At 41.1% G+C, this 13,549-nt stretch carries 10 protein-coding genes; all 10 read left to right on the top strand.

Going from position 1 to position 13,549, the window contains the following annotated elements:
• Window positions 1–70 precede the first annotated feature (70 nt).
• The 10 genes from Q8G36_RS24145 (at window position 71) to Q8G36_RS24100 (ending at window position 13,094) form a co-directional block, all read left to right on the top strand.
• Window positions 71–1,390 carry an MFS transporter gene (locus Q8G36_RS24145; protein ID WP_305162374.1) on the top strand — a complete coding sequence of 440 codons (1,320 nt, stop codon included), beginning with the start codon at window positions 71–73 and terminating at the stop codon, window positions 1,388–1,390.
• Window positions 1,391–1,704: 314 nt separating this feature from the next.
• A complete protein-coding gene (locus Q8G36_RS24140) occupies window positions 1,705–3,174 on the top strand; it encodes a helix-turn-helix transcriptional regulator (protein ID WP_305162373.1) in 1,470 nt (489 codons plus the stop codon).
• A 195-nt stretch (window positions 3,175–3,369) separates the two neighbouring features.
• Window positions 3,370–5,043 (top strand): urocanate hydratase, encoded by a 1,674-nt coding sequence (gene hutU / locus Q8G36_RS24135; protein WP_305162372.1) that lies wholly within the window; start codon window positions 3,370–3,372, stop codon window positions 5,041–5,043.
• Complete coding sequence (gene hutI / locus Q8G36_RS24130) at window positions 5,043–6,341, top strand: imidazolonepropionase (protein WP_305162371.1); 1,299 nt, start codon at window positions 5,043–5,045, stop codon at window positions 6,339–6,341. Before hutU ends, hutI begins: the two co-directional genes overlap by 1 nt.
• Before the next feature lie 665 nt (window positions 6,342–7,006).
• A complete protein-coding gene (gene solA, locus Q8G36_RS24125; RefSeq protein ID WP_305162370.1) occupies window positions 7,007–8,146 on the top strand; it encodes an N-methyl-L-tryptophan oxidase in 1,140 nt (379 codons plus the stop codon).
• A 271-nt stretch (window positions 8,147–8,417) separates the two neighbouring features.
• Complete coding sequence (gene pxpA / locus Q8G36_RS24120) at window positions 8,418–9,176, top strand: 5-oxoprolinase subunit PxpA (protein ID WP_305162369.1); 759 nt, start codon at window positions 8,418–8,420, stop codon at window positions 9,174–9,176.
• A gap of 14 nt (window positions 9,177–9,190) precedes the next feature.
• Window positions 9,191–10,438 (top strand): NRAMP family divalent metal transporter, encoded by a 1,248-nt coding sequence (locus Q8G36_RS24115; protein WP_370694116.1) that lies wholly within the window; start codon window positions 9,191–9,193, stop codon window positions 10,436–10,438.
• Window positions 10,439–10,528: 90 nt separating this feature from the next.
• The gene (locus Q8G36_RS24110) at window positions 10,529–11,320 is read left to right on the top strand and encodes a putative hydro-lyase (RefSeq protein ID WP_305162368.1); all 792 of its coding nucleotides are present in this window, start codon (window positions 10,529–10,531) and stop codon (window positions 11,318–11,320) included.
• Window positions 11,321–11,343: 23 nt separating this feature from the next.
• Window positions 11,344–12,102, top strand: coding sequence for a 5-oxoprolinase subunit PxpB (gene pxpB, locus Q8G36_RS24105; protein ID WP_305162366.1), 759 nt, complete (start codon window positions 11,344–11,346; stop codon window positions 12,100–12,102).
• Window positions 12,099–13,094: a biotin-dependent carboxyltransferase family protein gene (locus Q8G36_RS24100; protein ID WP_305162365.1), complete on the top strand. Its 996-nt coding sequence runs from the start codon at window positions 12,099–12,101 to the stop codon at window positions 13,092–13,094. The genes pxpB and Q8G36_RS24100 overlap by 4 nt, the downstream gene beginning before the upstream one ends.
• Window positions 13,095–13,549: the final 455 nt, after the last annotated feature.

Below are 13,549 nucleotides of genomic sequence, written 5' to 3'. Positions count from 1 at the left end.
GGCAGCAAGGAAAAGATCGACGGTAATCGGACTTTTTTGAAATAGTAGCTTCAAAAGGGAGGGAATATTCTTGAAACATTCCATTGGTGAAATAGAGAAAAGAACGATCAGTAAAACGATGAAACGGATTCTTCCATTTATCTTGCTCCTTTATATCATTGCTTACTTGGACAGGGTCAATTTAGGCTATGCTGCTTTACAAATGAATGCAGAATTAGCTTTATCCGCTGAAGTTTTTGGATTGCTTTCCGGCATTTTCTTCATAGGCTATTTCTTCTTTGAAGTTCCTAGCAACATGATCATGCATAAAGTGGGAGCTCGGATATGGATTGCCCGTATAATGATTTCGTGGGGGCTCGTGGTAATATTAACAGGTTTTGCGCAAACAACGATGCATTTATATATTCTCCGTTTTTTATTAGGTGTCGCCGAAGCTGGTTTTTTCCCCGGTATAATTTTGTATTTAACATATTGGTTCAGGGCCCGCGAAAGAGGAAGGGCAACAGCGGTTTTGCTTTTAGCCCTACCGATTGGCGGATTGATTGGTGCGCCTGTGTCGACATGGATTCTTGACAATATATCCTGGTTGGGTATGGCAGGGTGGAGATGGATGTTCATCCTTGAAGGCATTCCGGCCATTATTATTGGTGTTTTTGTTGTTTTCTATTTAACTAATAGACCGACGAACGCTAAATGGTTATCTAAGGAAGAAAGTGATTGGTTAGAAGGGGAATTGAGTGCGGAAAGGAAAGTTAGCTCGAAAATAAATAAAGTCACTAAGCTTGATATGCTGAAAGATTCGAAAATCTGGAAGTTGGCCCTTTTTTATTTTGCAGGGTACACATCTATCTATGGATTGTCATTCTGGATGCCAACCATAATAAAATCTTTATCGGAAAATGCAACAACCAATTTAGAAATAGGCTGGTTAGCGATGATTCCATCGTTAGTCGGTATACCTGCCATTATGTTTGTAGGCTGGAATTCAGATCGGACCAATGAACATAAATCACACTTGCTCGTTTGCCTCATGATAGCAGTTGTCGGATTTATTGGGTGCGGCTTTTCGGATAGTGTCTTTATGATGGTGCTTATGTTAACGATTACTTCTTTAGGGTTATACGGGTTCAGTGGATGTTTCTTTGCCTATATGACATTTTTCTTCACTGAGTCCACTGCACCAGTTGGAATAGCCATAGTCAATTCATTTGCGTCTTTAGGCGGTTTTGTAGGACCGATGATTCTCGGAACTGTTGCATTGACTCAAGGGATGTTTATTTTATCTGGATTACTTGTATTAGGAGTCATCACCCTATTATCATTAAAATTGACAAGTGCTTCAGATGAAAACATCGTAAAAGAAGTTGAAGTCAATATTAATCAATTTTAACGGTTCTAAATGTATTGAAGATTAAAAGTGACTAAAAAAGAAACATCAATGGAAATCACAAGGTTTCCATGATGTTTCTTTTTATATTTTCATATAGGAAGTACATATATATGGGATGAAAATACCAGTTGAGCATATCAAAATTTAATCTAAATCGCAGGTTCTGCCCAATAAGACTTGTTTGTAGTTTTCGGCGGGATTAGAATGGAGATGAGATACAAGTGCTTTCGAAAAGACCAGGAAATCCTTTTCTTTTCAAGTGCTGACTTCATATTTATTCATTACAGGAATAACAGCAGAAATGAGGTGATGATGTGGAAATCCATTTGGTGGCAAAAGATGAGATTGAGGCTCAAGGAATTCGTTGGATAGTGGAGTCCCACTTAACGGGAGTTAGACTGATCTTATGGAAAACGATTGAGGAATTTGAAAAGGGCATTCGCAATCAGCAACCGGAATTCGTTATTTTGGATATGGATATTTGGACGGATGAAAGTGAGGCGATGGGTGTTTCGTTAAAGCGGAGGGGAATTCGATGGTTAGGCATTTCATCTGAGCGAATCTTTCAAACAGCTTATCGAGCCTTACGTTTTCGTGCTGAAGATGTTTTATTCCGTCCTTTCTCTTCGGCGGATTTGGTAAAACATATCCAACAATTGCGTTTTCAATTGAGAAATGGTCCAGGTCTACTTTCGACAAACACCATGGATGATGAGAATGCTCTGGATATTGGATATCCGGATTTCTTCTTGACAGACCGGAGGCATGAAAGTCGAATAACCATGGTCGCTTTTTTGACACCTGATAACAAGACCCTTCCTTTAGTTTATGATGAACTGCATCGCTATTCTTTTACAGGGAAGAATCAAATCTTCGCTTTATCGGATTTTATTTTATGTGTCCAGGAAACAAAGGAAATGGAGGTATATAAGGAAGAGTACCAAGCGTTCCTTGCTCACTGGAAAGAAAGAATGGATGAGCCCCTTGCCATCATAATAAAAGCGGCAACTTCAGATGAGTCTTTAAAAAGGATGTATCAGCAAACACGTGAATTTACGAGACAAATCTTTTTTGATGGTTATGATATCATTTTAGCCGAAAGTCAACAGACTTCGCCTCAAGAGATGGATCCATTCCTCACTCCTCTTGAACAAAGACTTTGGATAGAAATGCTCGAAAGGCGAGATGCGAAAGCCATCAGGAACTGGATTGAACGTGAATTCCTTACTTTTGAACGACCATACCCCGACCCGGAAATCGTTCGTATCCGCCTTACAAGCGTACTCGCGCAGATTCGTAGGCATATGAAATCATACAACTTGCAAAATGCTTCTCTAGAAGCAATATACTATGATGTATTTCAGCAAATTGTACATAAACCTGTCATTCATCAAATAGTAAAAGAGCTGCATGCGTTCACCACCCATATGCTTCTGCAGGATCATGGCCAATTACAAGAAGGGGCACGCACACTTAGCGAAAAAGCAAGGGAGCTGATCGAGTCCAACTATTGGGACGCCCAGTGGAATCTGGCGAGTTGTGCAGATACTCTGCGTATCAATAAAAGTACACTCAGCCGTCGTTTTGCGGCTGAATCCGGCGAGTCTTTTCGAAATACGCTTCATCAAGTTCGAATTAGGGAAGCTAAACGTTTATTAAAGGAAACGGATTTATCATTGGAGGAAATCTCACAATTGGCCGGCTATTCACATCAAACTTATTTCAATGCCAAATTCAAACTGCTTGAAGCTTGTACACCATCAGCATATCGGTCTGGATTATAAAAAAGGACGATTCAATAAATGAATCGTCCTTTTTTATTTATTTCATAACAATGTAATTAGTGAAATTATTCATAAAAAAATAAAGTTAACTACAAAATATCGAAATAAATTATAAAATTATCATTAAATTATAATGAATTATTCTGAATTTTTCTTATAGAATGAAAATATAACAAAAACAAGGGGGAAATGAAAATGAACACGATTACAAACAAGGTTATCCGTTATACTGGAACAGAATTGCATACTAAAGGATGGCAACAAGAAGCAGTGCTTAGAATGCTTATGAATAATTTGGATCCTGAAGTTGCTGAACGTCCAGAAGATTTGGTGGTATACGGAGGGATTGGGAAAGCAGCCCGTAACTGGGAATGCTTTGACGCAATCGTCAAATCCCTAAAAGAGCTTGAAGAAGATGAAACTTTACTGGTCCAATCAGGGAAACCGGTGGCAATTTTTAAAACGCATACCGATGCACCACGTGTCCTGCTTGCCAATTCAAATATCGTCCCTGCATACGCGAACTGGGAAACATTCCATGAACTTGATAAAAAGGGATTGATGATGTATGGGCAAATGACAGCTGGCAGCTGGATATATATTGGTTCCCAAGGAATCGTACAAGGTACATACGAGACCTTTGCCGAGCTTGCAAAACAACATTTCAATAACTCGTTAAAAGGCACCATTACTTTAACGGCAGGTTTAGGCGGAATGGGAGGGGCACAGCCGCTAGCAGTTACGATGAACGGTGGTGTCTGTATCGGGATCGATGTAGATGAGACAAGAATTGACAGGAGGATTGAGACTCGTTATACCGATGTGAAAACGGATTCATTGGATGAAGCCATTCGTTTAGCCAATGAAGCTAAACTTGCAGGAAAAGCATTATCGATTGGTTTGATTGGGAATGCTTCAGATATTCTTCCGGAAATGATCGCAAGGAACTTCATTCCTGATGTCTTGACGGATCAGACTTCGGCCCATGATCCGCTAAATGGATATACTCCTTCAGGCCTGTCAATGGCGGAGGCTGCAGAATTACGGAATGCAAATCCAGAAGAGTATATTAAACTCTCTAAAGCTTCAATGGCCAAACATGTAAGAGCGATGCTTGAAATGATGGAAAAAGGAGCTGTGACGTTTGATTATGGCAACAATATCCGGCAAGTTGCGAAAGATGAAGGGGTAGAGAATGCTTTTGACTTCCCGGGCTTCGTTCCAGCTTATATCCGTCCACAATTCTGTGAAGGTAAAGGTCCATTCCGCTGGGTCGCTTTATCTGGTGATCCTGAAGACATTTATAAAACAGACCAAGCCATTTTACGCGAATTCGCTGATAATGAACATTTATGTAACTGGATTAAAATGGCTCAAGAAAAAATTCAGTTCCAAGGTCTTCCTTCCCGCATATGCTGGCTTGGTTATGGGGAGCGCGCCCGTTTTGGTAAAATTCTCAATGATATGGTTGCAAGCGGTGAATTGAAGGCCCCGATCGTGATTGGCCGTGACCATTTGGATTCTGGCTCTGTCGCTTCGCCGAATCGTGAAACGGAAGCCATGAAGGATGGTTCCGATGTAGTGGCTGACTGGCCGATCTTAAATGCAATGGTGAATGCAGTGGGAGGTGCAACCTGGGTTTCCGTACATCATGGCGGTGGCGTAGGAATGGGTTACTCCATGCATGCAGGCGTTGTAATTGTCGCAGACGGAACAAAAGAAGCAGCAGCCAGGATTGAGCGAGTGCTGACAACGGACCCTGGGATGGGTGTAGTGCGTCATGTTGACGCAGGGTATGAATTGGCAGAGGAAACAGCCCGTGAAAGAGGCATTAATATCCCAATGCTTGATAAAGGAATTGATAAATAATGACAAAACCAATTTGGATAAAACATGCCGCTCAACTTGCAACGCTTACCTCTGATAGGAAAGGTCCTCGTTCCAAAGAGGCAATGTCAGAGCTTGGGTTGATAGAAGATGGAAGTATATGGATGGAATCTGGTTTGATCCAAGCGATCGGTACGACCAAAGAATTGGAAGAACTCTATGCAGATAGAATGCATGAGGCTGAAGTCTTTGATGCAACTGGCCATTTGGTGACACCTGGGTTAGTTGATCCACATACGCATGTTGTGTATGGCGGGAGTCGGGAACGAGAATTTGAAATGCGTCTTGAAGGCGCAACATATATGGACATAATGAACGCAGGTGGGGGCATTCATGCCACCACCCGCATGACAAGGGAAGCAAGTGAAGAAGAATTGATGGAGCAAACCATTCGACGCCTTGATTCGTTTCTCGCTCATGGCGTGACTACAGTAGAGGGTAAAAGCGGTTATGGAATGAATTTGGAAACCGAATTGAAGCAGTTGCGGGTGATGAAGAAGTTACAGGAAGAGCATCCGATTGATTTAGTTCCTACTTTTATGGGAGCCCATGCGGTTCCAAAGGATTATAAAGGCCGTGAGGATGAATTTGTCGATCATCTGATTAATGATATGATTCCAATCGTCTCTGAAGAAAAGCTTGCTGAATTCAATGATGTCTTTTGTGAAAAGGGGGTTTTTACCCCTGAACAATCAGAGCGGATTTTAAAGGCGGGGAAAAAGTACGGCTTGATCCCTAAAATTCATGCTGATGAAATTGAGCCTTACGGGGGAGCGGAACTAGCTGCCAAAATAGGGGCTATTTCAGCTGAGCATTTATTAAAGGCTTCCGAAGAGGGAATTCAAGCCATGGCTAAGTCAGGAACCATTGCCTGCTTGCTTCCAGCCACAGCTTTGTATTTAAGAGAAGATGCGGCCCCAGGACGCAAAATGGTTGATGAAGGTGTAGCTGTTGCCATTTCGACCGATTGCAATCCCGGATCATCACCGACGACTTCTATGCCTCTTGTCATGAATCTGGCATGCATCTCGATGCGGCTTACCCCTGCTGAAGCGCTTACGGCGGCAACATACAATGCTGCTTGTGCAATCAACAGACAAGAAAGGATTGGTTCGCTTGAAGTTGGCAAACAAGCGGATGTCGTTTTATGGAATGTTGAAAACTATCAGGAATTGCAATATTTATTTGGGGTTAATCACGTTAAGTCTGTATGGAAAAACGGTGTTCAGGTTGTGAATGATAGAGTAAAGACTGATTCCAAAAGCCTGACTGGCCTTTAAGAATCACTAAAAAAGATACGGCCTCGATTATCAATCAATCTCTACCCATTCCATCCGCTGAAAAATTCAGGGGATGGAATGGCTTTTAGAAGTATTTATCAAATGTAATGGTGCTGAATGGTAGGATGATGGTTTATCATCCTACCAATTGCCAGCGCTAAATACTTTACTGCTTTACAGTGGGATTAAATGAAAGTGTTTTAAGGAAATCGTAGAAATGAATCTTCCATGTGGAAGGAATTTTATGTGGATAATCACTATCCATTCTAAAAATGGCATAAAAATGTTTGAGTTTACCACCGAAAAGGAGGCTAGGGAAAAATCCGAGGCAATAGAAGGCTGTAAAATCCTTAGTGAAGTCATTTATTTCAATGATTAACAATTGGTCAAATCTATCAAAAAAGGTAGAATGTTTTAATATAAATTATAAAAAAATTACTATTTTATAATTTATATTGTCGGATTTTCTTTTTAGTATTTCCATCCGGAGATTGAAGCGATTTATAGGCAAATTCATGAAGGGGAAATAGTGAAGCTCGTTGAAATGGCGATCGGTGAAATAGAGTTCTAAAACCATGTGGAAGCTGCTTTACTTTATTTTATAAGGTAAAGTGGCTTCCTTTTTTTAAAATGAAGGTTCATATTTAAAGGAGGAGGGATGTAAGATGCACTATGATGTAATTGTAATTGGAGCAGGATCTATGGGTATGTCTTCAGGTTATTATCTATCAAAAAATGGACAAAAAGTATTATTATTGGATTCCTTTACTCCTCCTCATAATAAGGGCAGCCATCATGGCGAAACAAGAATTATTAGACACGCTTATGGTGAAGGCATGGAGTATATTTCTTTGGCACTTAAATCCCAAAAACTATGGGGTGAATTGGAAAGAAATTCGGGGAAACAATTATTTCTTCCAACGGGGGTCCTGAACGCTGGAAGCGAAAATTCCACCTTCATTAAACAAGTGAAAGCGGGCTCAAAGGAATATGGTTTACCTATGAAAATCTTGGATTCACAAGAAATTCATGATAGATGGCCTGGAATAACACTGCCAGAAGACTACATTGGGTGCTATGAATCTACTTCGGGGGTGTTGAAAAGTGAAGAGTGCTTAAGGGCGTATCAGCAACTTGCGAAATCACATGGTGCAGACATCATTGTAAACAGTGAGGTAAGGAAGATAGTTGTTCATGGCAATGGGGTCACGATTAAAACGGATGAGCAGACATTCCACTCAGAATCTTTAGTGGTTGCAGTTGGGGCATGGGCCCCGAAAATACTGGCGATGTTAGATTTGGATCTGCCGCTAGAACCCATTAGAAAAACTTTTGCCTGGTTTCATACAAATGAAAAATTATATAATCATAATGTTTTTCCAGCTTTTACTTTTGATACTTCAGTTGGTACATACTATGGCTTTCCTAGTATAAATGGTTCTGGAATGAAAATAGGGAGACATGATGGGGGAACCCGTATAAATCCTGATGGCTGTATTGAAGGTTTTGGTGAATTGGATGAAGATGAGGGAGATTTGGTGAAATTTTTGCGGAAATATATGCCTGATGATCAAAAAATGAAATATGGGAAAACTTGCATCTATACCATGACCCCTGATGAGCATTTTATAGTGGATAAACATCCTTATTATCCACACATTGCCATAGCAGCAGGTTTCTCTGGACACGGTTTTAAATTCAGCAGTGTCATGGGAGAAATTTTGAGTGACTTGATTATCTCCGGTAAGAGCAAGGAAGATATTTCATTGTTTTCTATTGATCGATTTAAAAATGGAATGTCATAATAAACTCCAAATTTTAGTGCTGTAATCATGGCCGTTGCTTCCTTTCAAAGGAAACAACGGCTTTTATTATCATTACTTATATCCAACTATAATGTTAGGTTATCTAACAAAGTATTGTCGAAATAATTAAAATATGCTAGAATGAGAATATTCCGAAATATGAAACTGCAATTCCGAATTTCGGAACTTATGCATTTGAGCGATTGAAAGAGCACTTACATATGTATATGGGTTATTTACTGAAATTTCCGTTAATAAAGGAGAGGGTAGTATGAGCATGGTTGATTTGAATTGTGATTTAGGAGAAAGTTTTGGCGCTTACCGAATTGGTAATGATCAAGAGATTTTGGATTATGTAACATCTGTCAATGTAGCTTGTGGATTCCACGCTGGTGATCCGACAGTCATGAGAAAAACGGTTCAGCTTGCTTTAGGGAAAGATGTCAAAATCGGAGCCCACCCAGGTTTACAAGATTTAATCGGATTTGGCAGACGCAATATGAATATTTCACCACAGGAAGCTTATGATATTGTCGTCTATCAAATTGGTGCATTAAATGGCTTTCTGCAATCCGAAGGCGGAAGTATGCAGCATGTGAAACCGCATGGGGCTTTATACAATATGGCCGCAAATAACAAAGAGTTATCCATGGCCATCGCCGAAGCGGTATATAAAGTGAATCCCGAGCTTATCTTATTTGGTTTGTCGGGCAGTGAATTAATACGTGCCGGACAGGCTATCGGATTGCAAACCGGGAGTGAAGTATTTGCCGATCGTACCTACCAACATGATGGTTCATTGACTTCCAGATCGGAAAAAGATGCATTGATCGAAAACGATGATGATGCCGTTGCGCAAGTCATTCGCATGGTGAAGGAAGGAAAGGTTCTGTCTCAACAAGGATCGGATGTGGCTTTAAAAGCAGATACCATTTGTATTCACGGGGACGGGGCACATGCTTTATCCTTTGCTCGCCATGTTAAAGAATCTTTACAATTGTCTGAAATAACAGTCAAGTCCTTTTCTTAAAAAAAATCAAAACCATGAGGAGGCAGATTCCATTGGAGCCAATTAAAAATACAACCGCACAGAAAAAAAATCCGGCTAAGCCAAAAACAAACCGCACTTTATTGTTAGGTGCGGCATTCCTAATGGCAACATCGGCAATAGGACCTGGTTTTTTAATGCAAACAACCGTTTATACCCAAAGTCTTGCGGCAAGTTTTGGATTCGTCATTCTTATTTCGGTCATTCTTGATATATTTGCCCAAACAAATGTATGGCGCATTATTGCTGTATCCGAAAAAAGGGGTCAAGAAATTGCAAACATGGTCCTTCCAGGGTTGGGCTATGTACTGGCAGCACTGATCGTTATGGGCGGGCTCGCATTTAATATTGGAAATATAGCAGGAGCTGGATTAGGTCTAAATGCGATGACGGGAATATCCCCAACAGCCGGGGCGGCAATAAGCGCAGTCATCGCCGTACTGATTTTTATAGTGAAAGAAGCAGGAAAAGCGATGGACCGTTTTACGCAAATTGCTGGATTTTTCATGATTTGTTTGATGATTTACGTTGCTTGGACAACCTCTCCTCCAGTAGGGGAAGCGGTAGTGAGGACTTTTGCACCTGATAAAATCGATATTATTGCTATCGTTACATTAGTGGGTGGTTCTGTAGGCGGCTATATTACATTTGCAGGGGGACACCGTCTCTTGGATGCAGGCGTGAAAGGTGTTGGAGCATTACCTGAAGTCACAAAGAGTTCGATAGTGGGGATATTGATCACTACGGTCATGCGTGTTGCGTTATTTCTAGCAGTATTGGGTGTTGTATCGAAAGGTTTACAAATTGATCCGAATAACCCTGCAGCATCCGTTTTTCAACTCGCAGCTGGGAATGTAGGATATAAAATCTTCGGTATCGTTATGTGGGCTGCCGCAATCACATCAGTAGTTGGAGCGGCATATACTTCCGTTTCATTTATCAGAACATTCAGCGAAAAAATAAATAATAAGGCTAACTGGATAATCATTGGCTTTATTGCCGTATCGACCATTTGCTTTCTAATAATTGGCCAACCGGTTAAAGTACTCCTTGTAGTTGGGGCCATAAATGGACTTATTTTACCAATTGCCCTTGGAACATTGCTGATTGCCGCATATAAGAAAAAAATCGTGGGTGATTATAAGCATCCTTTATGGTTAACGGTTTCCGGTGTATTCGTGGTAGTCATCATGGCGTTAATGGGCGTATATACATTAATGAAACAACTGCCCGCACTTTTTTAATGATTAAAGAATGAAAATCCAATAAATACAGATGGATGTGGCGTCGCAGTTTGTCACTGACTGCCAGTTCTTAATAGGAGATGAATACTAATGATCGATCTTTCCCAAGCTGCCCCGGCTGAATTGCGATCAATGATTCGAAACAACGAATTGATAAAACCGACTGCTGGCATGGCTAACGGTTATGCACAAGCGAACTTAGCCATCTTAAAAAAAGAGCATGCTTTCGATTTTTTATTATTCTGTCAGCGAAACCCTAAATCCTGCCCATTGCTGGACGTTACGGAAATAGGTTCACCCATTCCCGCATTTGCAGCGAATTCTGGGGATATACGCACCGATATTCCTAAATATAGGGTTTATAAATATGGAGAATTAGTGGAAGAAGTAACGGATATCTCAAACTACTGGGAAGACGATATGGTTGGATTTTTAATCGGGTGCAGCTTTACATTCGAACACGCCCTTTTGAATAATGAAATATCTATACGTCATATTGAAGAGGGATGCAATGTACCTATGTATAAAACCAATATTCCGTGTATTGAAGCAGGTATTTTTCATGGGAAAATGGTAGCTAGCATGAGGCCGATTCCACAAAAGGATGTGGTGAGGGCAGCTCAAGTGACATCGCGGTTTCCTGCAGTTCATGGGGCCCCAATCCATATTGGTGACCCTGAAGCGATCGGTGTTTCCAGCATTCAGCATCCGGATTTTGGTGATCCAGTAACGATTCGTGAAGGGGAAGTCCCGGTCTTTTGGGCATGTGGTGTTACGCCGCAATCCATTGCCATGGAGACCAAACCGGAGATCATGATCACGCATGCACCTGGACATATGTTCATAACGGACATTCGTGATGAAAAATTAGGAGTTTTATAACTTACAGAAAGAGATGAGTCCCTATGCCGGAAAAGCTATTGAATATAACTGCATGTACACTTTCTCCATTGGGCGATTCCGCAATCGTGATTACATTCGGGAATGGAATGGAATACAGCATACACAAAAAAATAAAATTGTTAATGGATTTACTTGAAGATGAACCTTTTGCCGGGTTTATAGAATGTGTACCTGCTTTTACTAATTTGACGGTTTTTTATGATCCACTTGTTGTTTATAAGGATCAAAAACAAAGCAATGATTCGGAAACGATATCTCCTTATGAAGTGGTCCGTTCCATCTTGGAAATGAAATTACAGGATTTAAAAGAAGATAAGAAACTCTCACATCGAACAGTTTCCATTCCCGTGTGCTATGGGAAGGAATATGGACCGGATTTGGAATACGTTGCCCGTTATAATGATTTGACTACTGATGAAGTCATTCATATTCATTCAACCGGGGAGTATTTGGCCTATATGATTGGGTTCGCACCAGGTTTTCCGTTTCTTGGCGGATTGTCAGAAGACATCGCGACACCTAGGCGTTCCTCCCCCCGAATGACCATTCCGGCAGGGGCAGTAGGAATCGCCGGTATGCAAACGGGTGTATATCCTATATCAACACCTGGTGGATGGCAATTAATCGGACAGACGCCAACCAAACTATTTTTACCAAATGTAAATCCTCCTAGTCTATTACAAGCAGGGGACATTGTGAAGTTCCATCCGATTTCGGATCAAGAATATAAAGAAATGATCCTTAAGGAGGGGGTACAGTGAGCCTGCGCGTTATCAAACCGGGATTATTGACAAGTATACAGGATCTTGGAAGAAAAGGATTCCAGCAAAATGGGGTAATTGTAAGCGGGGCAATGGATGGACATTCTTTACGAACTGCCAATATGTTGGTTGGCAATGATGAAGGAGAAGCGGTTTTGGAAATTACATTGATGGGGCCGACCATTAAAGTCGAGAAAAATTGCCTGATTTCGATAACGGGTGGAAACTTATCACCTACAATCGATAATCAGGTTGTACCGATGTGGAGGCCTATTCTTGTAAAAAATGGATCGATGCTTAGATTTGAGGGGTGTAAATCAGGTTGCAGGGCTTACTTAACAGTGGCGGGAGGCTTCGCTATTCCTGAAGTTATGGAGAGTAAAAGCACTTATCTAAGGGCTGGGATTGGCGGGTTTATGGGGAGGGCATTAAAGGCTGACGATGTCTTGGAGTTTAATGAACCTTCGAAAATTCTTGGTGATCGGGCGTTCAAAGGTTCATTTTCCTTCCCAAAGTGGTTTGTGAATAAGATGGAGTTCATGCCAGGAGGAAAACCTCTCATCCGTTTCCTCGATGGGAGCCAATATGAAAATTTCACGGATTCAAGTAAAGATAGTTTTGTAGCGGGGGCATTTAAAGTATCCAATCAATCCGACCGTATGGGATATAGATTATCAGGCCCCACACTGGAAGTAAAGGATAATGGGGAGTTATTATCTGAAGCGGTCACAAATGGGTCCGTTCAGGTTCCTCCTGATGGAAACCCGATCATTCTCCTTGCAGATAGCCAAACAACGGGGGGATATCCTAAGATAGCTCAGGTGATTACGGCAGATTTACCAAGTATCGCTCAGGTTAAACCAGGGGAATCCATTCAATTCTCTCGGGTGACCTTAAAGGAGGCTGAACGGCTTTTCCTTCAAAAAGAACGACAATTGAAGGAATTGAAGGTTTCGATTTCCTTAGCCCTGAACAAATGGCTGGATATATAATTCCTTCGGCAAAAAAACGCAAACGATGAGAAAGTACTCTTTAAGAGCGCTTTCTTTTTTTTTTATTATACAAAGTAAATGATAAAGACGCTTCCTTTCTTTCCGTTTATCCAATGCTGTCTTCAAAAGGTGGCTTTTTTTGATAGATCCCGTTATGCAATTCGGAAGTGGGGAGAAGTCGAAATACATCTTTCACCCAAAAAAACTTGATATCTTGAAACCTAACACCCCCATACGTACTTATTTTCATTATTATCCCACTCCCAATTAAGAAGTTGATAAGGGGAATAATGGAACCTCAAAGGTATGGCCGTTCTGACATCAGAACGGCTCAGACTGTAGACAAACTCGATGAAAATCGAGTTTGTCTATTTTTATGGCTTGTACAATTTGGACGTTGATTTCCACTCCAGGCACTCGCTTTCCGCGGGCGGTCGGGGAGCCTCCTCGGCTTT

Source organism: Peribacillus frigoritolerans, assembly GCF_030676415.1.
Classification (GTDB): domain Bacteria; phylum Bacillota; class Bacilli; order Bacillales; family DSM-1321; genus Peribacillus; species Peribacillus frigoritolerans_A.
The sequence above is the reverse complement of the archived record's forward strand: the minus strand, read 5'-3'. Positions and strand labels throughout refer to the sequence as shown.